The sequence below is a fragment of the Kitasatospora sp. NPDC029312 genome (genome assembly GCF_055569215.1).
This window is the reverse complement of sequence record NZ_JBVHXY010000014.1, coordinates 98,165-120,383: the sequence shown is the minus strand read 5'-3', so window position 1 is coordinate 120,383 and position 22,219 is coordinate 98,165. Positions and strand designations below refer to the sequence as shown.

Annotated in this window: 24 protein-coding genes; 14 read left to right on the top strand and 10 right to left on the bottom strand. The window is 72.8% G+C overall.

Annotated elements, in window-relative coordinates; all coding sequences use genetic code 11:
- The first annotated feature begins 16 nt into the window (after positions 1–16).
- Positions 17–1,006 carry an ABC transporter ATP-binding protein gene (locus ACZ4WV_RS14610; protein WP_465746417.1) on the top strand — a complete coding sequence of 330 codons (990 nt, stop codon included), beginning with the start codon at positions 17–19 and terminating at the stop codon, positions 1,004–1,006.
- Positions 1,007–1,013: 7 nt separating this feature from the next.
- On the opposite strand, the gene ACZ4WV_RS14605 is transcribed toward ACZ4WV_RS14610, so the two are convergent.
- A complete protein-coding gene (locus ACZ4WV_RS14605; protein WP_465746415.1) occupies positions 1,014–1,193 on the bottom strand; it encodes a hypothetical protein in 180 nt (59 codons plus the stop codon).
- A 323-nt stretch (positions 1,194–1,516) separates the two neighbouring features.
- Between ACZ4WV_RS14605 and ACZ4WV_RS14600 the strand changes: the two genes are divergently transcribed.
- The 6 genes from ACZ4WV_RS14600 to ACZ4WV_RS14575 all read left to right on the top strand — a co-directional run bounded on the left by ACZ4WV_RS14600 (position 1,517) and on the right by ACZ4WV_RS14575 (position 5,600).
- On the top strand, positions 1,517–2,023 hold the full coding sequence (locus ACZ4WV_RS14600) for a hypothetical protein (protein WP_465746413.1): 507 nt from the start codon (positions 1,517–1,519) through the stop codon (positions 2,021–2,023).
- Positions 2,020–2,859: an AAA family ATPase gene (locus ACZ4WV_RS14595; protein WP_465746411.1), complete on the top strand. Its 840-nt coding sequence runs from the start codon at positions 2,020–2,022 to the stop codon at positions 2,857–2,859. Before ACZ4WV_RS14600 ends, ACZ4WV_RS14595 begins: the two co-directional genes overlap by 4 nt.
- Before the next feature lie 156 nt (positions 2,860–3,015).
- Positions 3,016–3,768, top strand: a complete 753-nt coding sequence (locus ACZ4WV_RS14590; RefSeq protein WP_465746409.1) for a thioesterase II family protein — start codon at positions 3,016–3,018, stop codon at positions 3,766–3,768.
- 51 nt (positions 3,769–3,819) lie between these two features.
- Positions 3,820–3,969, top strand: coding sequence for a hypothetical protein (locus tag ACZ4WV_RS14585; RefSeq protein ID WP_465746407.1), 150 nt, complete (start codon positions 3,820–3,822; stop codon positions 3,967–3,969).
- 10 nt (positions 3,970–3,979) lie between these two features.
- Entirely contained in the window at positions 3,980–4,633 is a 654-nt protein-coding gene (locus ACZ4WV_RS14580) for a class I SAM-dependent methyltransferase (RefSeq protein WP_465746405.1), read from the top strand.
- A 328-nt stretch (positions 4,634–4,961) separates the two neighbouring features.
- On the top strand, positions 4,962–5,600 hold the full coding sequence (locus tag ACZ4WV_RS14575; protein ID WP_465746403.1) for a hypothetical protein: 639 nt from the start codon (positions 4,962–4,964) through the stop codon (positions 5,598–5,600).
- A gap of 86 nt (positions 5,601–5,686) precedes the next feature.
- Here the strand turns inward: ACZ4WV_RS14575 and ACZ4WV_RS14570 are convergent, their stop codons facing one another.
- Together ACZ4WV_RS14570 and ACZ4WV_RS14565 are read right to left on the bottom strand one after the other, a co-directional pair.
- Positions 5,687–6,208 (bottom strand): hypothetical protein, encoded by a 522-nt coding sequence (locus ACZ4WV_RS14570; RefSeq protein WP_465746401.1) that lies wholly within the window; start codon positions 6,206–6,208, stop codon positions 5,687–5,689.
- A 288-nt stretch (positions 6,209–6,496) separates the two neighbouring features.
- Entirely contained in the window at positions 6,497–8,047 is a 1,551-nt protein-coding gene (locus ACZ4WV_RS14565) for an RICIN domain-containing protein (protein ID WP_465746399.1), read from the bottom strand.
- Positions 8,048–8,409: 362 nt separating this feature from the next.
- Here ACZ4WV_RS14565 and ACZ4WV_RS14560 point away from each other — a divergent pair, with 362 nt between their 5' ends.
- The 5 genes from ACZ4WV_RS14560 to ACZ4WV_RS14540 all read left to right on the top strand — a co-directional run bounded on the left by ACZ4WV_RS14560 (position 8,410) and on the right by ACZ4WV_RS14540 (position 13,986).
- Positions 8,410–8,817 (top strand): archease, encoded by a 408-nt coding sequence (locus ACZ4WV_RS14560; RefSeq protein ID WP_465746397.1) that lies wholly within the window; start codon positions 8,410–8,412, stop codon positions 8,815–8,817.
- Between the two features lie 40 nt (positions 8,818–8,857).
- Positions 8,858–10,285, top strand: coding sequence for an RtcB family protein (locus ACZ4WV_RS14555; RefSeq protein WP_465746395.1), 1,428 nt, complete (start codon positions 8,858–8,860; stop codon positions 10,283–10,285).
- A 157-nt stretch (positions 10,286–10,442) separates the two neighbouring features.
- Entirely contained in the window at positions 10,443–11,447 is a 1,005-nt protein-coding gene (locus tag ACZ4WV_RS14550; protein ID WP_465746393.1) for an ABC transporter ATP-binding protein, read from the top strand.
- Positions 11,444–12,277, top strand: coding sequence for an ABC transporter permease subunit (locus tag ACZ4WV_RS14545; RefSeq protein WP_465746391.1), 834 nt, complete (start codon positions 11,444–11,446; stop codon positions 12,275–12,277). The genes ACZ4WV_RS14550 and ACZ4WV_RS14545 overlap by 4 nt, the downstream gene beginning before the upstream one ends.
- 134 nt (positions 12,278–12,411) lie before the next feature.
- Positions 12,412–13,986 (top strand): adenosine deaminase family protein, encoded by a 1,575-nt coding sequence (locus tag ACZ4WV_RS14540; protein ID WP_465746389.1) that lies wholly within the window; start codon positions 12,412–12,414, stop codon positions 13,984–13,986.
- A 31-nt stretch (positions 13,987–14,017) separates the two neighbouring features.
- On the opposite strand, the gene ACZ4WV_RS14535 is transcribed toward ACZ4WV_RS14540, so the two are convergent.
- A complete protein-coding gene (locus ACZ4WV_RS14535) occupies positions 14,018–14,407 on the bottom strand; it encodes a hypothetical protein (protein ID WP_465746387.1) in 390 nt (129 codons plus the stop codon).
- Between the two features lie 256 nt (positions 14,408–14,663).
- Between ACZ4WV_RS14535 and ACZ4WV_RS14530 the strand changes: the two genes are divergently transcribed.
- Positions 14,664–15,710, top strand: coding sequence for a TIGR03617 family F420-dependent LLM class oxidoreductase (locus ACZ4WV_RS14530; protein ID WP_465746385.1), 1,047 nt, complete (start codon positions 14,664–14,666; stop codon positions 15,708–15,710).
- A gap of 117 nt (positions 15,711–15,827) precedes the next feature.
- Here ACZ4WV_RS14530 and ACZ4WV_RS14525 read toward each other — a convergent pair whose 3' ends face one another.
- From ACZ4WV_RS14525 to ACZ4WV_RS14505, 5 genes are all read right to left on the bottom strand, one after another.
- The gene (locus tag ACZ4WV_RS14525) at positions 15,828–16,109 is read right to left on the bottom strand and encodes a bile acid:sodium symporter (protein WP_465746384.1); all 282 of its coding nucleotides are present in this window, start codon (positions 16,107–16,109) and stop codon (positions 15,828–15,830) included.
- A complete protein-coding gene (locus ACZ4WV_RS14520; protein WP_465746382.1) occupies positions 16,106–16,405 on the bottom strand; it encodes a hypothetical protein in 300 nt (99 codons plus the stop codon). The genes ACZ4WV_RS14525 and ACZ4WV_RS14520 overlap by 4 nt, the downstream gene beginning before the upstream one ends.
- Positions 16,406–16,494: 89 nt before the next feature.
- Positions 16,495–17,379: an isocitrate lyase/PEP mutase family protein gene (locus tag ACZ4WV_RS14515; protein WP_465746380.1), complete on the bottom strand. Its 885-nt coding sequence runs from the start codon at positions 17,377–17,379 to the stop codon at positions 16,495–16,497.
- A gap of 314 nt (positions 17,380–17,693) precedes the next feature.
- Positions 17,694–18,569, bottom strand: coding sequence for a class I SAM-dependent methyltransferase (locus ACZ4WV_RS14510; RefSeq protein ID WP_465746378.1), 876 nt, complete (start codon positions 18,567–18,569; stop codon positions 17,694–17,696).
- 245 nt (positions 18,570–18,814) lie between these two features.
- A complete protein-coding gene (locus tag ACZ4WV_RS14505; protein ID WP_465746376.1) occupies positions 18,815–19,345 on the bottom strand; it encodes a PadR family transcriptional regulator in 531 nt (176 codons plus the stop codon).
- A 149-nt stretch (positions 19,346–19,494) separates the two neighbouring features.
- Between ACZ4WV_RS14505 and ACZ4WV_RS14500 the strand changes: the two genes are divergently transcribed.
- Positions 19,495–20,838: an MATE family efflux transporter gene (locus tag ACZ4WV_RS14500; protein WP_465746375.1), complete on the top strand. Its 1,344-nt coding sequence runs from the start codon at positions 19,495–19,497 to the stop codon at positions 20,836–20,838.
- A 701-nt stretch (positions 20,839–21,539) separates the two neighbouring features.
- On the opposite strand, the gene ACZ4WV_RS14495 is transcribed toward ACZ4WV_RS14500, so the two are convergent.
- Complete coding sequence (locus ACZ4WV_RS14495; RefSeq protein ID WP_465746374.1) at positions 21,540–22,013, bottom strand: DIP1984 family protein; 474 nt, start codon at positions 22,011–22,013, stop codon at positions 21,540–21,542.
- Positions 22,014–22,219 lie beyond the last annotated feature (206 nt).

Sequence of the window (22,219 nt, the reverse complement as noted above, 5' to 3'; positions counted from 1 at the left end):
AGACAGGAGAGCAGCGGTGAACACCAGTTCCCGGGAGCGGCCGACCGCCGAGGCCCCCAGCCTGCAGGAGCTCCGGCAGCGGGCGCTCGCCGCCGCCTCGCCCACGGCGCACGCAGAGGGCGCCGCCATCTTGTGCGATCGCCTGGTCCGGATCTTCAGTGCCGAGGGGATCGAGGTCCAGGCGCTACAGGGCCTGGAGCTGACCATCCGACAGGGCGATCTGGTCGCCCTGGTCGGCGCGTCCGGCAGCGGGAAGTCCACCTTGCTCACCATCCTCGCCGGGCTCGACGTGCCGACCGCCGGCACCGCCACCGTGGCGGGCTGCGACCTGCTGGAGATGTCCACCAAGGAGCGGCTGCGCTACCGGCGTGAGGTGGTCGGCTTCATCTGGCAGCAGACCGCCCGCAACCTCCTGCCGTTCCTGACCGCGGCCGAGAACATCGGCCTGCCGATGCAACTGCGCGGTCGCCGATCCGGCGCCGGGGGATCGAAACGACAGGCTGCCCGGGTGGCCGAGTTGATGGAGGCGCTGGAGATCGGGGAACTCGCCCACCGGCGCCCCGACGAGCTCTCCGGAGGCCAGCAGCAGCGGGTCGCCATCGCGGTGGCGATGGCCAACAATCCGCCGGTGCTGCTCGCCGACGAGCCGACCGGCGAGCTCGACTCGGAGACCGGTGCGGTGATCTTCGAGGCCTTCCGCACCGTCAACCGGGAACTCGGGGCCACCGTCGTCATCGTCACCCACGACCCGATGGTGGCCGGCGAGGTGCGCCGCACGGTCGCGATCCGGGACGGGCGGACCAGCAGCGAGGTGCTGCGCCGCACGGTGACGGACGAGTACGGCGAGGAGTCGGTCAACGAGCGGGAGTACGTGATGCTGGACCGCACCGGGCGGGTGCAGTTGCCGGTCAAGTTCCTCGAGGCGCTCGGCATGGAGCACCGGGTGGCGGTCGACCTCGCGGCCGATCACATCGAGGTCCGGCCGGACGATGTCGCCGGGCACTGACGGCACCTCAGCCGTCGCCGCCCGTCCGCTGGAAGAGGCCGCTGCCCTCGGCATCCTTCCGGAGGTCGGGCGGCACGGCCACGTCGCGGTCGCCATCGGGCGTCGCGGTGCAGCGGGCGAAGACGAGCACGGCACTGGCTGCCACAGCGAGGATGCCCAGTGCGGTGAGGACGCGTAGCCAGGTCATGTTGTGCCTCCTCGAGGCAGTGCGAGGGAACGCCGCCGGGGGTGTATCGGCAGTTCTGCTCGCACGATCGAGTGCCCACGGTCGTTTCTTCCCGGCGACCGCCGCGCGAGAGGTCGCCCGCGCGGGCGCTCGAAGCGTTGTGGGGGCGCGTCACGCTCCCTTGCGCGCCCCTGCACCATCGACCGGCCGCCCGGGCCGCCCGGGCCGCGAGAGCCGCGCGGGCTACTCAGGCTTGCGGTCCGCGCTCGCCCGCCCACCGGACCGGCACCACCACGGGGCGCTACAGTCCTTCCCGCCCCCAGCAGTAGCGGAGGCGAGAAGCCATGACCGACGACACAACGAATGCGGAGCTCGAACAGTGTGCCGCCCTGGCGGACACCGGGTACCACGAGCTGGAACGGATCCGGCAGACCGCCCAGCTCCACGCCTACCAGGACGACGAGCCCCGTCCGCTCCGCCTGCGCTGGGCCCGCCTCGCCCTGACCGCCAACCGCCGCACCCGCGCGGACGGCCCCTGGGGCGAGGCGAGTCGACGCCGGCAGGAGTTCATGCTGCGCGCCTACGTCATCCACCACCTCGGCGCCGGGGACGCTTCCGAGTGGTCCCCCGAAGCCCTCGCCGCCGACACCCTCGCGGCCCTCACCCTCCAGCCCGCCGAAGCGGCCGCCCTCGCTGCGGACTGGCGCACACTCCCACTCGACCGCATCGGAGAACTACACCGTCACAAGGCGCCGACCGCCCACCTCACCACCCTGCTCCCCCTCCTCCCGGACGGCCCGGTCAAGACCCACCTGCTCGCCTGGAGCGAGACCCGCCGCCACCTACCGTGAGGCGCGCCGCGCCCGTGCCTTGCACGACGTGGCGGCCGGCTCGGCCGGAGGGCGCGTTGTTAGGGTTCCCCGTCGGAGGCGGAGGCGGAGGGGAAGCGGTGGACGGGGGAGCGGTGGGTGGCGCGGTGAGTGCGGTGGTGGCGCCGGACGGGGTGGTGGATCTACGAGGGGTGCACGGGGCGGAGTTCGTCCTGGCGTACCCGGCGGACGCCGTGGTGGTGGTGTCGGGGTTGCCGGGGGCCGGGAAGAGCACGTTGCTGCGGCGCTGGTCCGGGGGCCCGGGCGGTGACGGGCACGGGGCTCGGGCGGTGGACCCGCGGACGGTGCACGAGGCCTGCGAGGCGGTGATGCCGGCCTGGCTGCCGTACGGCGTGTACCGGCCGTGGGCGCGGTGCGAGCACCTCCGGCTGTTGCGGAGATCGGTGCGGCGGGGCGGGCCGTTGCTGGTGCACGACTGCGGCAGCCGGGCGTGGCTGCGACGGTGGCTCGCGCGGGAGGCCGGGCGGCAGGGGCGGCAACTGCACCTGGTGCTGCTGGACGTCGGCGCAGGTACCGCGCTCGAGGGCCAGCGGGCGCGCGGGCGGCACGCCTCGGTGCGGGTGTTCGCGCGCCACCGTCGGGGCTTGGAGCGGTTGTTGGCGACGTTCCCGGGGAACGCGCGGTCGCACGGGTCGTCCCCGTCTCCGTCCCTGTCCCTGTCCGCGCCTCCGTCTCCGTCTCCGTCTCCGCGTCCGTCACCTACGCCGGAAGCGGCGTCGGTGTTGCTGCTGGACGGGGTTTCCCGTTCGCGCGCGGTAGCGGTTCGATTCGGCGCCGCGGACCGAGGGGAGCACTGACCGGCCGGTGCGTCCTGGCGGCCCCGTGGGCCCTGACCGGCCGGTGTGACAGCAGTACATGATCGGGGTAGCACACCCCGGTCGGGCCCGGCAGCGCGAGCGCCCTGCGAGACTGGCCCCCGGCAGGTTTCGTCACGGAGAGAGGTCACACCCCGTATGCCCAGCAGCGCCGCCGTCGAGAACCCGTGGTTCCGTCGGTTCAACCCGTCCGACGACGCCCCCGCCCGGGTAGTGATCTTCCCGCACGCCGGCGGCTCCGCCAGCTACTATCTGGACCACGCCAACGCGCTCGCGCCGCACGCCGACGTGCTCGCCGTCCAGTACCCGGGGCGGCAGAACCGTTACGCGGAGCCGACGATCGCCTCGGTGCCGGAGCTGGCCGAGCAGGCCTACCGGGAGCTGAGGGAGTGGTCGGACCGGCCGCTCACCCTCTTCGGGCACAGCATGGGCGCGGCCGTCGCCTTCGAGGTGGCCCGGTGCTACGCCCGGGACGGCCTGACCGGCCCCGAGCGGCTGTTCGTGTCGGCGGGGCGCGCACCCTCGTTGCCCCGGGACAGCGAGGTTCACCGGCTGTCGGACGACGGCATGCTCCGGGAGATCGTGCGGCTCGGCGGGACGGACGAGCGGATCCTCACCGTTCCCGCGCTGCGCGAGCTGATCCTTCCGGCGCTGCGGGCCGACTACACCGCGATCGAGACCTACCGCGCCGCGCCGGACGCCGTCGTGCCGCAGCCGATCATCGGTCTGGTGGGGGAGAGCGACGACAACGCGACGGTCGATCAGGTCGCGCAGTGGGAGCGGCACACCACCGGCGGCTTCGACCTGCGGGTCTTCCCGGGCGGGCACTTCTACGTGGCGGACCAGGTCGAGGCCGTGGCGGCGCTGATCACCGCCCACCTGGGCGGGTAGGCGCCGCCCCGGCCCCTGTCCGCGGTCCGAGCACTGGGCTAGGGTGCCTGCTTGACGGGCCGTCAGTCGGGTCCGGCCTGCCAGCAGACCCCCTGGGAGGCCGCCGTGCGCCGGATCGCCGTCGTCGGAGCGGGCCAGGCCGGTCTGCAGCTGGCACTCGGGCTGAAGGTCGTGCCACGGCCTGTCAGTCGCCTGGTCTAGGGTCGCCCGCATGGCTGAGCTCTCCTTTCTGACCGCCGTCCGCGAGTCGTACGACACGGTCGCCACCGCCTACGTCGAACGCGTCCCACCTCCAGCCGAGATGGACCCGCTGTCACGCGCGATGCTGGCGGGGTTCGCCGAACTGGTGCGGACGGCCGGTCTGGGGCCGGTCGCCGACCTGGGGTGCGGCCCCGGGCGCCTGACGGCGCACCTCGCCGAGCTGGGGGTGTCCGTCTTCGGCCTCGACCTGTCGCCGAAGATGGTCGCGCTGGCCCGGCACGCCTATCCGAACCTGCGGTTCACTGAGGGCTCGATGACCGCGCTGGAGACGAGGGACGACGAGCTCGGCGGCATTCTGGCCTGGTACTCCACCCATCACACGCCCCCGCAGTGGCTGCCCACGATGTTCGCCGAGTTCCACCGCACGCTCGCGCCCGGCGGCTACCTGCTCTGGGGAGACTATGTCGGCGATGAGCGGCTGCAGCCGAGGCAGGGCTATGGCCGACCGGTGTCCTACGAGTCGTACCTCCTGCCCCTGGACCGCATGGTCGAGCTGCTGGACCAGGCCGGCTTCGTCGTCACCGCGAGACTGGAGCAGGAGCCCGGCGGACGGGCGAACAGGCCGCACGCCTGCCTCGTGGCCCGCAAACCCGAAAGGCCCTGACCAGGCTCGTTCCCGGGGTGAGGCCGCTCGTGCTGGACCGCCGGCGATCGCGGGGCGGGCGGTCAGACGATCGGACGTGTCAGCACACCCAGCCGGTTTGTTTGAGGGACCGCGAACACCGTCCCGGTAGTTCGCGGTCACCGCTTCGTGCCCTGCCACAGCATCCCGCAGGAGGTATCCGGCCTCCCCCGCGAGGGTGAGCCGCTCCCTTCTCGGGACTGATGTGCCGTCCGCAAGCTCACTGCGATCTTGGTTCCGCGAGGCTGTTCCCAGGTGGACGAACCCGGCAGTCCGCACTGATCGGGCGCTCAGAGCAGGAGGACTCCCCATGACGGCTCGCTTGGTCCTGGCACGGTTGCACGGGCGGACGGTGGCGGGTGTGCCCCGTTGGGCGGTGTGGGTCGCGTACGGGATCTCGCTGACCGTGCTGCCCGCCGGGCTCTGGCGGATCCTGAGCGTCGACCTGCGGGTTCCGCTGATGGAAGCCCCGAGTGACGGCCGGCCGCCGCCGGCGTGGTTCGGCGGCGAGTGGTGGTACGTCATCGCGCTGAGCGGGGTCAGCGAGGCGCTGGCGTTCCTGGCGGTGGGCCTGGTCAGCGAGTGGGGTGAGGTGTGGCCCCGGTGGATCCCGCGCCTGGGCGGCCGCCGGATCCCGATCCTCGCCGCGGTCATCCCGGCCGGTCTCGGCGCGACGTTCAACACCCTGCTCTGGCCGTACGCGATGACCATGATCAGCATGGGACGGCGGGTCGACGGCGGCCTCGACCCCGGCGCGAACACCCACGGCTGGCAGGACGTCGCCTTCTACGGGGCGTACTGGCCGCTGGCCGCGTGGGGGCCGCTGCTCGGCATCCTCACCGTGCACTACTACCGCCGGCGCCGCGCCGCCGAGTCCACCGACGGCGAGACCCCTCGGCAGGCCGGCGGCGACGCTCGACGTCACGCCACGGCCCGTCGGCCGACCTGAGCCTGCCCGCGTCCGAGCCGTCCGCGGCTCGACCATCGAGGTCCGCACGGAGACGGCGGCGGTGTTCGAACGCCGAGAGGCGGCGGCTACTCGGCTCGACTTGCGGGGCCCCCGCCGCCCGGGGGCCCTCCCACCCGCAGGGACACGGTCCCGTGCAGCACACGGCCCGCCCTCTGCTCCTGTTCGAACCGCTGGTTGAAGACGTCCACACGTTCCTCGGGATCCAACTCGACCAGTCCGGGCGGCCAGGTCCTCGGCGGCACCAGGATCAGGATGACGCCGCCCCTGCCCTCGGCGGCTGCCAGCCAGCCCGGCGACGCCTCCACCCGGGTGTCCGGCTCCCAGATCTCGCGCCCGCCCACCAGCACCAGGCGCCGCACCCGACCGTCATCGATCTCGACGGCCCCGGTCGTCTCCGAAGGCTCGCCCGCCGCGAGCGTGAAGCCGCTGTCGACCGCGGCTTCGACGAACTCGGCGTAGAGATCGTCACCGACCTCCACGATCAGTTCCGCCAACGGCGGTCCCTGCGCCGTCTCCTTCACTGCCAGCGCCCACACCATCGGCGCCTGGGCCCGGTCGTCGTTCGTCTCGTTCGCCTCGTCAGCCACACCCACCCAACGAGCCGCGGACACCAATCGCTCCGGGGCACGCCACGATCGGCCGCCCCGTGCCCCGCGGCCCCGTGCCCCGTGCCCCGCGGCCCCGGACGGGCGGCGTGCGTCATCGGGTGACCGGGAGCCGTCCCGCAGGGAGCCGCGGAGGGGCCGCACGTCCGGAACCAACCGGCCCGGCCAGGCCGACGATGCCGTCCCATGGCCGCCAACACCGCGTCCCCCCTGGCCGCACCGTGGCCAGGGGGACGCGGTCGTTCCGGCGAAGCCGGGTAGCGGCCTACCTCAGCATTCCAGGACGCCCTTGGCGATGCCCTTGAATGCGCCGGTGAGCATCCCGATGGCGACTCCTTCGGGGCCTGTCAGCGCGCCCGTGACGCCTCCGACGACGATGTTGGTGCCGATCTTCTTGGCCATGCACTTGTCGTGCTCGTCGCTGTTCTTGTCGCCGGGGGCGGCCATGAGGGACTCCGCCGCCGTCATCGCCATGGCGGCCTTCGCCACGGCGGCGGGCTTGCCACTGCCCAGGGAGTAGGTCGGGGGCGTGATCGTGCCGATGACGGTGTCGCCGGTGATGCCTTCGATGGTCTGGGTGACAGTGTTGCCGTCCACGACGAGTCCAACCCGGTGGGTCGTGCCGTTGGTGTCCGTGACGGTCCCGGGCTGCACCGTGGCGACGGTGTTGCCGTTGGCGTCGTTGACCTGGACACCGCCCTGGTAGGCGGTCAGCCTGCCGCCCGCAGGCACGTCCATGGTGGCTTTCGCGGTCTTGGCGAGAGCGGCGGGCTTGACGTCGGAGCCGGAGCCACCGCCGGGCGCGTCCGTACTGGTTCGGGCGACGTACATCGTGGAGCCGGCCGCCGAGTTGATGACGGGGACGGTCACGGTGGCGTCGGAGGTCCACGGCTGGTTGTCGGTGTCGAAGGTCCACGTGCCGGTGACCTTCTTGCCGACGGCGGCGAAGTCGACCCATCCGTAGTTCTTGGGCGGGACGTCGATCGCGATGCCGTTCACGGTGGCCTCGTCGGACTGATAGGTCTGCGTCGCGGCGAGCTGGCTACTGATCATCGCCTGGACCGGGGTGGAGACGCCGACGGAGGTCGACACCCCCGCGGAGTACGACTGTGCCCAGCCGGAGTGGTAGATCGTGGTGAAGACCTGCTTCATGGTGCTGCCGGTGTCGTTGTACCAGACCGACGAGGCGGGCTGACGGGGCAGGACTTCGGGCTGCCCTTCGGACTTCTCGGTCCACGAGCAGGTGGAGGTCTTCTTCGCGCACAGGTCGGCGTAGTAGTCGAGGGCGAGGCTCCTCGCTTCGGCGGCCTTCGACGCGGGGACGGTCCATTCCTGGCTCGCACTGCCGTTGCAGACGTTGGGCTGGGCGAGGATGCCCCACAGGTGGAGGCCGCCGCGGTCGTCCATGCAGTACTCGGCGCCGCTGGTGTCGTCGCGACGCACGATGCCGAAGGTGTTGGGCTTGCCGTCGACGGGGCGGAAGTGCCACTGCTCGCCGTCCTTGCCGCAGGACTGCTGGATGGCGGGCTGGGAGGCGTACACGCACTTGCCGGAGGACGTACTGGCGAGGTTGAACATGCCGGGGGCACCGAGCTTGATCAGTCGCCAGTTGGTGTAGTTGGTGCCGTCGGGGGTGACGGAGATCTGGTTCCCGTCGTTGTCGCCCGTCGCGTTGAGGGTGCCGTCCGGGTTGGTGAAGGTGTAGGCGTCGGTCGTCGTCGCGGCGCTCGCCGGCATGGCGGCGAGGACGGGCGCGAGGAGGGCCAGGGCGACGGCCGGCGCGGTGAGGAGCTTCGCCGTCTTCTCTAGGGTCCGGTTCATGTTCTGCCTTCTCTGCTGGGCCGTGTCGTGGTCAGACGGTCGTCTCGCTGCTCGTGAGGGGGCGCAGGGCGGCAGCAGTTCGAACCGGGCGGTCCTGGCGGAACTTGCCTGAGTGGTGACGAAGCGAGCTGCCGCGAACACGTCAAGTCACGTTAACGAGGAGCGATGAAATCCCGGTGAAACGGCGCCGGGTGGGGCCGGGGCCGGTGTGCCGGCGCGGGGGCCGGGGAGCGGCGGACCGCCGTACTTGCCCCGGTTCGGGGCGCGGGATGACGCTGGAGAGGGGACGGGAACGGGTGCGGGAGGCGTTGGCCGTGGACGGTGACGGGACTGCGGGGCGGTCCGGCAGGGGCCACCGGAGCGTGCCGCACACGGCGGACCTGCGGGTGGAGGCGTGGGCGCCGACGGCCGAGGGCTGTATCGGCGAGCTGGTGCGCGGTGTGGTCGGCAGTTTCGCCGATCTGTCGGGGGCGCGGGTCGTCGGTGAGCGGGCTTGTGCGGTGCTCGCGGAGAGCGATCCGGATCTGCTCGTGGGTGTACTGGAGGAGGTCCTCTACCGGATGGACGTGCACGGCGAGCTGCCGGTGGCGCTCGCTTTGGGCGCGATCGAGGGCCTGGACGGGGCCCGGAGCATCGAGGTCCGGTTCCGGATGGTCGACGCGGCCACCGCCGAGCTGGTCGGCGCCGTGCCGAAGGCGGTCTCGCTGCACGGCCTGGAGCTGAGCGCGGGGCCCGGTGGTTGGACCTGTGCGGCCACGGTGGACGTGTAGGCGCGCGGGCGGCTCGGGTGGCGGGAGCGGGGTGAGTGAGGTGGAGATCGCACTGGCCGAGGCGGGCCACTGCCGCTGGCGCATCGAGCCGCGCCCGCCGATGCGGGTGCCGGGCGTGGTGTTCGCGAGCGGTGCGCTGCTGCCGCAGGCCGCCGGCGACCAGGCGCTGGAGCAGGTGGCGAACGTGGCGACGCTGCCCGGGATCGTCCGCGCCTCGTTCGCCATGCCGGACGTGCACTGGGGCTATGGCTTCCCGATCGGCGGGGTTGCGGCCACCGACGTCGGTCGGGGCGGTGTCGTCTCGCCCGGCGGGGTCGGCTTCGACATCTCCTGCGGCGTCCGGCTGCTGGCCGCCGGGGTGGCGCGGGAGGAGCTCGACGCCGAGCGGATCCGCCGCCTGATGGACCTGCTGGACCGCACCGTGCCGCGCGGACTCGGTCGCGGCGGTCTCTGGCAGCTCGCGGGGCCGCAGGAGCTGGACGACCTGCTGCTCGGCGGCGCCCGCTACGCCGTCGAGCACGGTCACGGCGTGCCACGCGACCTGGAGCGCTGCGAGGACCGGGGCGTGCTGGCGGGCGCGGCCCCCGGCGAGGTGAGCACCCGGGCCGTCGAGCGCGGGTTGCAGCAGGTCGGCAGCCTCGGCTCGGCCAACCACTTCCTGGAGGTGCAGGCCGTCGACGAGGTGCACGACCCGCAGACGGCCGCCGCGTTCGGGCTGCGGCCCGGGCAGGTCTGCGTGATGATCCACTGCGGTTCACGCGGGCTGGGCCACCAGATCTGCACCGACCACGTCCGCACGATGGACCGCGAACTGCACCGCTACCGGATCGAGCTCCCGGACCGCCAACTCGCCTGCACGCTGGTCGAATCGCCGCGCGGCTGCGCCTACCTGGGTGCCATGACCGCCGCCGCGAACTACGCGCGGGCCAACCGGCAGCTGCTCTCCGAGGCCGCCCGCCGTGCCTTCGCCACCGCGCTCGGGGTCGGGCTGGAGCTGGTCTACGACGTGTCGCACAACCTCGCCAAGCTGGAGGAGCACGAAGTGGACGGCGAGGTGCGCACGCTCTGCGTCCACCGCAAGGGCGCCACCCGCGCCCTGCCGCCCGGCGACCCCGACCTGCCCGGGGACCTCGTCGGAGCCGGTCAGCCGGTGCTGGTGCCGGGGACGATGGGCACCGCCTCGTACGTCATGGTCGGCCTACCGGGCAACGAGGCGTTCCACTCCGCCTGCCACGGCGCCGGCCGGGTGTGGAGCCGGCACCAGGCGCTGCGCGCAGTGCGGGGCGAGCGGCTCAGGTCGGACCTGGAGGCGAGCGGCATCGCGGTGCGGCCCGCCTCACTGCGGGCGCTGGCGGAGGAGACGCCCGAGGCGTACAAGGACGTGGACGCGGTGGCCGCCGTCACCGAGGCCGCGGGGCTGGCGCGGCAGGTCGTCCGCCTGGTGCCGCTGGGCGTGTGCAAGGGGTGAGGCCCGTCCGGAGGCCCCGCCCGGAGGGGCCCGTACGCGGCGCTGCGGCCGCGTCCTCGACTTCCCCGGCCGTGTCCCTCGACTGCCCGGCCCCGGCGCGCTTGGATGTCCGACACACGCCGACGCGCCGGGTGCGGCGCCGTCACAGGAGGTGGGCATGCCGGGGGACGCAACCGCGCCGGTGATCGAACTGAGCGCGCTCACCAAACGGTACGGCGCCACGGTCGGCATCAAGGACCTGGCCGTCACGGTCGCGGCCGGCGAGGTCTTCGGGCTGCTCGGCCCCAACGGCGCCGGGAAGACCACCACCCTGCGCTGCCTGGTCGGCCTGCTCAGCCCGAGCAGCGGCCGGGTGCGGGTGCTCGGGCTGGACCCGGTGGCCGACCACCGGAGCCTCGCCCCCGCGCTCGGCTACCTGCCCGGAGAGCTGCGGCTCTACCCCGAGCTCACCGGACAGCAGACCCTCGATCTGCTCGCCGCCCTCCAGGGCGCCCCGGTGCGTCGGCAGCGCGAACTGTGCGCACGGCTGAAGCTGTCCCCGGCCGACCTCGCCCGGCCGGTGGGCCAGTACTCGCGCGGCATGAAGCAGAAGCTCGGACTGGTCCAGGCGCTCCAGCACCAGCCCGCGGTGGTGGTGCTGGACGAGCCGAGCGAGGGGCTGGACCCGCTGGTCCAGGAGACCTTCTTCGAACTCCTCGCCGAGGAGACCGTGGCCGGTCGCACCGTCCTGCTCTCCAGCCACGTCCTGCCGGAGGTGCAGCGGACCTGCGGCCGGGTCGCCATCGTCCGGCGGGGCCGGCTGGTGACCGTCCGTTCGGTGGCCGAGCTGCGCCAGGCCCGGGCCCGACGCGTGCGCCTGCTGTTCGCCGACGGGCAGGGCGCCCGGCCGCTCGGGGCCGCCGAGCGGTGGTCGCCGCGCTGGGACGGCCGCCGGGTGGAGCTGCTGGTGCCGCCGGACGAGGTGGTGCCGGCCGTCCGCGGCCTGCTCGCCGAACTCCCGGTCGCCGACCTGACCGTGGAGGAGGCGGGGCTGGACGAGGCCTTCCTCGACCTCTACCGCTCCACCGACCGCGAGGCCGCCGAAGGGGAGGCCACTGAAGGGGAGGCCATCGCCGGAGGGGAGTCGACCGAAGGGGAGACCGCCGAAGGGGAGGAGCGATGACACCCGCGACCGTCAGCCGCCGCCTCCCGCTGGTCTGGCTGGCCCTGCACCGGCGCCGCCGGATGCTGCTCTCCCTGCTGTTTGGCATGATCGTCTTCGAGACCCTGATCGTGGTGATCGCGGGAACCATCCCGCCCACCGAACTCTTCGGCGCCCGCCGTACCCCGCCCGGCGCCTTCAAGGCCTTCAGCGGTTCCAACGGCGATGTGCCCATCGCCAGTTACCCCGGCCTGCTCGGCGCCGGACTGACCCACCCGTTCTGGATCGCGCTCCAGCTCACGGTGATCGGCTCGCTCGGAGCCGCCGCCGTCGCGGCCGATGTCGAGTCCGGCACCATCGAACTCCTGATGACCCGCCCGGTCTCGCGGCGACGGTTGCTCGCCGAACGGGCCGGTGCGCTGATCGCCGCCTCGGTGCTGCTCAACGCCGCCGCCACGCTGACCGTCGCGCTCGGCGTGGCCTTCTCCCCGCAACTGCGCGACGCGGTCCCGGAGGGCGGGGTGTTCGCCGCGGGACTGCTCGGCTGCGCCCTCGCGTTCTGCCTGACCGGCCCCGTGCTGGCGGTGTCCGCGCTCAGCCGGCGGCGGGCGCACGTGATCGGCGCGGCCGTCGCCTTCGGCGCGATCGGCTTCGCGCTCAACTTCATCGCGCTGGCCTGGTCCCCGGCCGCACCGCTGCGCTACCTCAGCCCGTTCCACTACTACGCGCCGGGCGACGTGCTCGCGCACGGCGGGGTGCCGTGGGCGGCGCTTGGCGTGCTCGTCGGAGTGGGGCTGCTCGGGTTGCTGGCCGCCTTCCGGCTGCTGGAGCGACGCGATCTGGCGATCTGACGTCGAACGGGTGACCGGAGGGTCGGACAGGTATGTGATGGCGTTCGGGTCGCTGCTCACCCACCTGGGTGGTGTGTTCAGGACAAGAGCCCGAATTTCCGATGGCCCCGATTCGCGGCCGCGAGCATACGGCCATGATCACCTTGCGCCGAACCACCGTCGCCGCGGCCGCCGTCTGTGCCGCGCTCATCGCCCCGCTGCTCCCCGCCACCGCCCAGGCGGCGCCGTTGCCCGCCGCCCAGGCCGCCCGAGCCGTCGCCGAACGCCGGGTCGACGCCTACCTGAACGGCATCCGGAACGACCCGGGCCGGCTGCGCGCTTTCCTGCGCGACCTACCCAAGGGCGGTGACCTGCACAACCACCTCTCCGGCGCGGTCTCCACCGAGCTGCTGATCCAACTGGCCGCCGAGGACGGGCTCTGCATCGACACCGTCACCCTGACCGCGCAGGTGGCGCCCTGCACGGCCACCGCCCGCCCGGCCGCCGACGCCGTCACCGACCAGGCGTTCCGCCGACAGGTGATCCGCGCCTGGTCGATGCAGGACTTCACACCCGGCGCCGAATCCGGCCACGACCACTTCTTCGCCACCTTCGGCAAGTTCGGCGAGGCCAGCTGGCGCCACCCGGGCCGGATGCTGGCCGAGGTCACCGAGACCATGGCCGACCAGAACCAGAGCTACCTGGAGACCATGCTCACCCCGGCCTCGTCGGGCACCGCCGCCCTCGCGGCCAAGGTCGGCTACGACCCGGACTTCGCCAAGCTGCGCGACAAGCTGCTCGCCGACGGCGGCATCGACGAACTCGTCACCCAGGCCCGCTCGGACGCGGACCGGATGCTCGAGGAGTACCGCACCACCGAGAACTGCGGCACCGCGAGCCCCGCGCCCGGCTGTTCGGTGACCGTCCGGATCATCTCCCAGGCCTCCCGCGCCGCCACCCCCGCCCGGGTGTTCGCCCAGCTCCTGCTGGGCATGGAACTCGCCAGCCGGGACGACCGGTTCGTCGCCGTCAACCTCGTCCAGCCCGAGGACTACCCGGCCTCGCTGGAGAACTACGAGCTCCAGATGCGGATGCTGGACTACCTGCACCCGCTCTACCCGAAGGCCCACATCTCCCTGCACGCGGGCGAACTGGTGCCCGGGCTGGTCAAGCCTGAGGACCTGCGGTGGCACATCCGGGAGGCCGTGCTGACCGGCCACGCCGAGCGGATCGGACACGGCGTCGACGTCGTCCACGAGGACGACTCCGAGGGGCTGCTGAACACCCTGGCCGAGCGACACGTCCTCATCGAGGTGCCGCTGACCAGCAACGAGCAGATCCTCAACGTCTCCGGCCAGGACCACCCCTTCCCGCTCTACCGCAGCCACGGCGTGCCCACCGCGCTGGCCACCGACGACCCGGGCGTCTCGCGCGGCGACATCACCGGGGAGTACCAGAAGGCCACGACCCGCTACGACCTCGGCTACCGCGACCTGAAGGACCTCGCCCGGAACTCGCTGGAGTACGGCTTCCTGCCCGGCCGCAGCCTCTGGAAGGACAGCGACCGCTTTCGCCCGGCGCCCGAGTGCGCGGGCGAGGCCCTCGGCAGCGACCGGCCCGGCAAGCGCTGCGCGGCGCTGCTGGCGGCCAGCCCGAAGGCGCAGCAGGAGTGGCGCCAGGAGCGCGGCTTCGCCGACTTCGAGACGGCAGTGCTGCGCCGCAGCTCCTGACGGGTGTCGCGGGGCCGCCGGGCCGCCTTCGTCACACCAGGTCGAAGGCGGTGGGGGCGTGCCCCGCCCGGATCCGGCGGGAGGCCTGTTCGGGGTAGCGGACCGTCTCCGAGTGGGCGTTCACCACCCGGGTGAGCTGCCGCTGCGGGTCGTAGGCGGCCCACCCGGGGTCGCCGGTGGCGACGAACCGGATCCAGGACCGCCGCAGCTCGTGGGAGGCGACGACGGCCTCCGGGCCGGGCGGGTCACCGAGGAACTGCCGGGCCGTCGGGCTGTCGAGGGTGCCGAAGGCCAGCGGGAGGTCCAGGCCGTGGCAGGCTCCGAGCAGCCCGCCCATGGCCGGGGCGGGGAGGGCCAGTTCGAAGAAGTGGGAGGTGTCGCCGGCCGCGGCGTTCCCTTCGGCCAGGTGTAGCGAGGGCATCCGGAACAGGGCGTCCGAGCTGACCGCCTCGAGCAGGTCCCAGGCGCCGGCCCCGGGTGGGCGGCGCGGTAGGCGTCCGGGCCGCCCGGCTGCGGGGCGAACAGGGTACAGCGGCTCGGCCGGGTGCGGCAGCTCGGCCGGGTGCTGCGGCTCGGCCGGCTCGTACGCGTGCGGCGCACCGGCCGGTTCGGAGGGCCGCTGACGGCGTGGCAGGCTAGCCGGGTAGCACCGCAGCCCGTGATCAGGAGCCCGCCCAATGGACCGACCCGCCGCCCTCCGCCTCGACGCCACCGCCTCCGGGCACCCGGCGGGCATCCTGGACGCCGCCGAGCAGGCCGAACGCCGGGGCATGGACCGGCTGGTGGTCGCCGAGACGGCGTACGACCCGTTCCTCCAACTGGCCCGGGCCGCCGACCGCACCGAGTCGATCGAACTGGCCACCGGCATCGCAGTGGCCTTCGCCCGCACCCCGATGATGCTGGCCTACCAGGCCTGGGGATTGCACGCGGCCTCCGGTGGCCGGGCCGTCATCGGGCTCGGCTCGCAGGTCAAGCCGCACATCGAGAAGCGCTTCGGGATGCCGTGGGACCGTCCGGCGGCCCGGATGCGCGAGTACGTGCAGGCGGTGCGGGCGATCTGGCACAGCTGGCAGACCGGTGAACGGCTGCGCTTCCGGGGCGAGTTCTACACCCACACGGTGATGACGCCGGTGTTCTCGCCGGACCCCGTCCCGGCCGGGGTGCCCCGGATCCTGCTGGCGGGCGTCGGGCCGCTGATGACCCGGACCGCCGGAGCGGTGGCCGACGGCTTCCTCAGCCACCCCTTCACCTCGACCGCCTACCTGGCCGACCAGGTGCTGCCCGGCCTCACCGAGGAGCGCGGCCGGGCCGAGGAAGCCGGCGCCGAGTGGACGCGGCGGCCGTTCGAGATCGTCGGAAACGTGCTCACCGCCACCGGCCGCACCGAGGAGGAACTCGCCGCCAACCGGGCCGGGGTGCGGGAGCGGCTCGCCTTCTACGCCTCCACCCCGGCCTACCGCCCGGTCTTGGCCCAGCACGGCTGGGAGGGACTGCAGGAGGAGTTGCACATCCACTCGGTGCGCGGGCGCTGGGCGGAGATGGCCGCGCTGATCGACGACGAGGTGTTCGACACCTTCGCGGTCTCCGGCTCGGTGGAGGAGGTCGCGCGGGAGGTCCATCGCCGCTACGCGGGGCTGGTGACCCGGCTGTCCGTGAACCTCCCGGAGGACGCGGACCCGGAACTCGGGCTGGATGTGCTGGAGGCGGTGCGGGCGCTGGGCTGAGCCGGTCTGGCGACCCCTTCCGGCGGGTGGGACCTGCCCGGCGGGCGGGACTGGTGGCCGAGTGCCTGCATCGGCTGGGCCGCCGGCCCGGCGCCTCGGCCGAACCGCGTCGGAGAGTCAACCGGGAGTCGCCGGCGCACTCGGACCGGTGAGCGCGGTCGGCGGTCGGCGCTCCATCGAGGCGGCAGGCGCCCGAGCCCAGCGCCCGGCGAGCACGGTGCCGACGACCAGTTGGAGCTGGTGATAGGCCATCAGCGGCAGCACCATCACCCCCGCCTCCGGCCCGAACAGCACGGCGGCCGTCGGCAGCCCGTTGGCCAGGCTCTTCTGCGAGCCGCACAGCACAGCCGCGATCGTCGCGGGGCGGTCCAGCCGCAACAGCCGGCACGAGCCGGTCATCGATCGACCCCTCTCCCCCGGCGGAGCGACGGGCCGACGCCCGCCTGGGGGCCGAGCAGGCCGCCGACCAGCGACCCGGCGCCGTCGTGGTCGCTGCCCGCCGAGCCGCTGCCGTTCTGCAGGTTGGCCGTGCGGTCGACCTCCAGCCAGGAGTCGGCGTTCGAGTTGTCGATGACCGTGATCAGGCTGCCGCCGGCCGAGGCGGGCGGAGCGCCGGCCGCGAGCAGGGCGCACGCGCCGGCCAGGACCAGCGAGAGAGCCCGCACCGCGTTGATCCGCACTCCGCTGATCCGCACCCCACTGGTACACGCTGCGCTGATCCGCCGTGCGCCGGCCTGAAGCGCGGCGCCCGACGAGGGAGGGGCGGGCCCGCGCGATCCGGCCGTCATCCCGTCACCGCCAGGAGCTGGCGGGATCGGGCGATGTTCCGCTCCAGCAATTCGGTGGATTCCCGCACTCCGACCTGCCGGCCCTCCCCGGCCGTCACCGGGAGCCGCCCGTCGGCGACCTTCAACCCGGCCAACGCCTCCTCCATCGCCCGGTGCGCCGCGAACAGACAGGGCGTGCTGTAGATCGCCACGTCCACCCCCAAGTCCGTCAGCTCGGAAAGCGAGAGCCGGGGGGACTTGCCGCCCGCGATCTGGTTGAACAGCAGCGGCTTGTCACCGACCACCCGGCGGATCCGGCGGATCCACTCCTCGTTGCGCACGCCGTCCACCAGCACCACGTCGGCGTCCGTCTCGGCGAGGGCGCGGGCCCGGCGCAGGATGTCCTGATCCTCGGACGCGTCGGTGCGGGCGACCACCAGGAGGTCGGTGCGGTTGGCGAGCACGAGGTCGAGTTTCTCCAGGTACTCCTCCAGGGGGAGGACCTGCTTGCCGTCGGCGTGGCCGCAGCGGCGCGGGCGCTTCTGGTCCTCCAGGATCACGCCCGAGGCGCCGATGCGCTCCAGCCGGCGCACCACGTGGCAGGTGACCTCGGGGTCGACGTAGCCGTCGTCGATGTCGACCAGCAGATGGTGCCGGGGGAAGGCCCCGCGCAGCCGTTCGACGAAGCCGACCATGTCGGGCCAGGCGATGAAGCCGATGTCCGGCAGGCCGTAGTAGGAGGCGGCGAAGCCGAAGCCGGAGACGAACATGCCGTCGTAGTGCTCGGCCGCGATGGAGGCCGAGTACATGTCGTAGACGCCGATCAGGGGCGTCGTGCCCGGGCGGGCGACCTCTGCGCGGAGCCGCTGACCGGGGCCGGCCTCGGTGAAACCGTCGAACACGGATCTCTCCTCACTCATGAAGTCTTTGCCTGGATTTGGCCTTTGCCAGACCGAACTGAGGTGTCTTCACTATGTGGGCTTTAGGGTTCCGTGGGCAAATCTTTAATGGCGATTCCACCGTAAGAGTGAAGCGAATTTGAAAATACGTCGGTCGTACCAACGGCGTGGAAAGCGTGACGCGCGCCAGCCTGGTCGGTGCAGCGTGCAGGGTGGAAGGGGGTGGGCGGGCATGGCCGCCGGGGCCGCCGGGTGCTGGGCTCGGTGTCGGCCCGCAGGCGCCCCGGACGGCGGGGCGGCGGCGCTCGCGTTGCGGGTCAGGCGTTCGGCGTCGGCCGGACGGCGCGGCGCTCGCGCAGCGTCCGCAGCACCCGGCGGGTCGCCCGGGTGGCGACCGGTGGCAGCAGGTCCAGGGCGAGGCGGCGGGAGGTGGAGCGCTGGACCGTCGCGGGCGACTTCATCTGGTAGTTGAGCCGCAGCACGCGCTGCCCGGCGATGGTGTCCTCGTCCACGGTGTAGCCCTCACCCTGCCAGTCGCGCTCCAGCAGGGCCTGCCGGACGGGCGCGGCGTCGCCCCACGTGCCGTAGAACTTCATCGGCGTGAGCAGCACCGGGCGCAGGCCACCGGTGAAGACCGCCTCCCAGACCGCCGCGGAGACGCCCGGGGTGTGCTCGGAGCGGTAGTCGTCCAGTGCGACCACGCCGTCCTCGGCCAGGGCGGCCCTGGCCACCGCTATGTCCCCGGCGACGTGTTCGTACAGGTGGGAGGCGTCCACGTGGACGAAGCGGCAGCTGCCCGCCGGGATCCGGCCATCGGCCAGCACCGAGGTGGGCGCCTGGACGATCTCGGGCAGCTCGCTGTGGAAGGCCAGGTAGTTGGACTCGAAGGCGCTGCGGGTGAGCGTCTTGCGGTAGGACATCGCCATCTCGGCGGCGTTGTCGGCGTCGCCCGCCTCGGAGTCGAAGAGGTCGCAGACGGTCAGCCGCTCGCCGGGTTGCAGGTGGTCGCCGAGCAGTACGGCGCTGCGGCCGAGGTAGCTGCCGAGCTCCAGGATGTCGCCCTTGACCCCGGCCGTGGACTGCCCGGACAGCAGGTGGGTGAAGGCCGCCCGGTCCAGACCGAAGAACCAGCCGGGTATGTCGTCCGGCTTCAGCGGCACGGGGCGGGCGGCTGCGGTCACTTCACTGGGCACGGCTGCCTCCAGGAGACGGGCGGAGCGCGGTGGTGGATCACGCCGCGGAGGGGCGCCGTGGACGTGAGGGAGGTCATCATAGCGACGCGCGCGCCGGGTTGGACCAGGTGCGGAACGGCACAAATCCGTTCCGCCGCCAGGCCGTTCGGCAGGGGACGAACGGCCTGGTCGTGGGCACGGTTCACGCGGCCCACTGTGCTGCGGCCACCGCCGCTGCGGCTGCTGCTCAGGACGGAAGGGTCGTACTACCGGTACTCCAGGCCGGCGATGGTCTCGATCAGCCAGGCCCGTTCGGCGGCGCTGGAGGCCCGGGCCACCAACAGGATGCCCCGCCGGAACGGATTCGGCTCGCGCTCGGCGGTGACCGGTTCGCCGGCGCCGTCGTAGAAGAAGCTGCTGGGAGCCTCCAGGAAGGCCAGCCGCCGGCGCAGGACGGCGGCCTGCCGGGGTGGGTCGGCCAGGTGGTGGAGAAAGGCGGCGAGCGCGAAGAAGCGCATCTGGTCGGTGATCTCCGCCTGTTCGGGGTCGGCCAGTCGCCGCAACAGTTCGGCCCGGCCCTGCTCGGTCAGTTCCAGAGTCTGGCGTGGCGCGGCCCCGGTGCCCGGTTCGGTGCGGCGGTCGAGCAGCCCCGCCTTCTCGAGTCGGCCGATGGCCGGGTAGAGCGCGCCGTCGCTGACCGGCTTGACGTGGCCGGTCAGGCCGGTGATCCGGGACTTGAGCTGATAGCCGTGCAGCGGCTGGTCGTAGAGGAAGCCGAGGATCGCGAGGGTCAGCACGGTCGGACCTTTCGTCGGAGTGCGCCCTGGTGCGCCGGCCATATTACCTCTTGCCGAGATACATCGATCCGATGTATCTCTCTTCGGGCATAGCTCGAAACGATGTAACCGCCTCGCGTCGGCGTCGGCGGTGGAACGAGGGGGGAACCATGGGCGGGCACCTGGCCCGACTGGGCGCACTGGCGGGGCCGGTCTACGTCGAACTGCTGTCAGGCGTGATCGCCTCGGTGATCGGCACCCTCTGGGTGGCCGGCCTCGGCGGAACCGCCGTCGCCGCCGTCACCCTGGCCGGCACCGTGGAGAACCTGCTGCTCGGGCTCGTCCTGGTGGTCTCCTCCGGCACCGCCGTCCGGCTCTCCCGGGCCCACGGCGCCGGAGACCACGACGAAGCAGCCCGTACCACCCGGGCCGCCTGGCGCCTCTGCGCCGCCGGCAGCCTCGCCCTCGCGGTGCCCGGCTTCCTGCTGCGCGACCGGCTCGCCGCCGCCTTCCTGGACGGCGAAGCAGCCACCCGGGCGGCCGACGACCTCACCGTCGCGTTCCCGGCCTTCGCCCTCTTCTTCGCCCAGCGCGTCGCCGACGAGCTCTTCAAGGGCACCGGCGACACCCGCACCCCCATGCGGATCGCCCTGCTCTCCAACGCCCTGCTGCTGGTACTGGACCCCCTGCTGATCCTCGGCCCCGGCCCGCTGCCCGCCCTCGGCGTCACCGGCGCGGCCCTGGCCCTGACGGCCTCCCGGGCGATCGCTCTCGCCGTCACGCTGCGCCTGAGATCGCGCGCCCGCGCGGCAGTACAGCAGTCCGGCGCGGTGGTCCGGGGCACGTACGCGGCGGCGCTGCGGATCGTCCGGGCGGGCGCGCCGTTCAGCCTGGACTTCACCGCCCGGATGGCCGTCGGCACGGCCCAACTCGCCGTGGTGGCAGGCTTCGGCGTGGCGGCGGTCGCGGGCTACGGCATCGGCTACCGGCTGCTGCTCGTCGTCACCATGGCCTTCTACGCCGTGCGCCAGGCGGCCGCACTCCGGGCCTCCCACCTCGCCGGCGCAGGCGACGGCGGCGCCCTGCAACCCCTCCGCCGAGCCGTCGTCCGGCTGGCCGCCGTGCTCGGCACCGGAGCGGCGGCGCTATCGGCCGCCCTCGCCGGCCCGCTGACCGCGCTGTTCACCGACGACCGCGCGGTCACCGCCCAGTCCGTCGGCTTCCTGCGCATGGCGGCGATCTACCTGCTCCCGTACTCCCTGGTCGTCACCCTCGGCGGAGTCCACCAGGCGACGGGCGCCGGGCGCTCGCTGGTGCTCTCGCTGCTGCTCGGCCTCGGTGCCCAACTCGGCTGCTCGCTCTGGCTGTCCGGCCCGCTGGGCGTGAACGGCGTGTGGCTGAGCCAGGCCGTCGGCGCGGCGGTGCAACTCGCGGCACTGCAGTTCCTCACCCGCCGCGAGCCGGCTCCGGCAGCGGCAGTCGGCGCGGCGCGGACACTGCAACCCGTCGAATGACGGGGCGGCGGCCGGTGCGGGCGGGTACGCGCGCGACGCGTGGCGTTCGAGCCGCGGGAGCGACCTACCACTTGACGAGCCGGCGCAGTTCGCCGAACGCTCCGCAGCCGCGACGCGGCCGGCCTGTTGCCGACGGACCGTACGGCCATGAGGCGGCGGGGCAGAGGGCGTTCATCTCCTCGGCGAGACCGCTGCACCGGGCACTGGCGGAATTCAGGGTACTTCTCGACGACCGCTCGCAGGGCGCACCGCAACGGCCCCTCGCGCGTACTCCACAGCCGACGCGCACGGACAAGCCTCCGGCCGGAGGCGTGATCGCGGGTCGCCAGCCGGCCAAACTTCGGTGAGACAGGTCAAGACTCCTTGAGACGAGTCACCTGTCCCGCGTCACCTCGACCGTTTCGTCAGGTGTAACTGACCGGCGCGGTCGAGCGCCTCTCGGTACGGTCAGCCCATGGAAGAGCTGCACGGCCTCGCCTCGGGTGTGGGGCGCCCCGTTCCCGCCCTCGTCGTTCGGATCTGCACATGGTGGTGAGCTGTGCAGTGTGCTCTGTCACTTGTACGCCGTGCTGAGCTGCACTGTTGATGGGGAATCGAACCCCTGCGTTGCTCTTCACGCGCCAAGGGCCGGATCAACCGCCGGCCGCGGTGTGTGCACGCCTCCGTGACGACTACCTGCTTCCCACACCCCGCCTTGGGGATCAGTCCTCGATCAGGTCGATCTCCCAGTTGGTGCGCTGGATCAGGGTGTCGACCTCTCGGATCTCCTTGGCCAGAACATCTGCCTGGGCGCGGAGCTCGGCGACCGGCAGGGCGGAGAGGATCCTGAGTTCCGACCGCAACTGCCGCACGGCTCCACGTTGATCACGCCCGGAGGCGGCGTCGGCGGCTGCCGTGATCACCGAGTGGCGCAGCCGCAGCACGTCCCGGCGGGCGAGGGCGTCGGTAAGGGGGCCGCCGCCCTCGATGATCGCGGTGGAGTTGGTCCGGTTGATCTGACGGATCAACCGCTCCAGCTCGTCCAGCACCTCCCCGGCCTGGACCAGGACCTCCGCCGCGTTCTCGGCCGGCTCCTCGCCCTCCTGGTAGCGGGCACTGCCGACAACGCGCGCTCGCAACTGCTCCACGTGCCGCACCGCGGCCGCGCGCTGGGCGAGCGCCTCAGCCAGTTTCACCGCGCCATCACCTCTACGTGCTGTTGATCGTCCGGTAAGCATGCACATCAGTGCCTGACCGCGCGGTCGGCGGGGTAGTGCTGAACTGCCGACCTGACCCGCAAGCACCGGGCGGGTTCATCGAACGGCACCACATTGACGGGGCCTCAGCAATGGAACCAAGCCGCCACATTGGTCGGCGGCGGTCGGAGCTGCGTGCTGCCGAC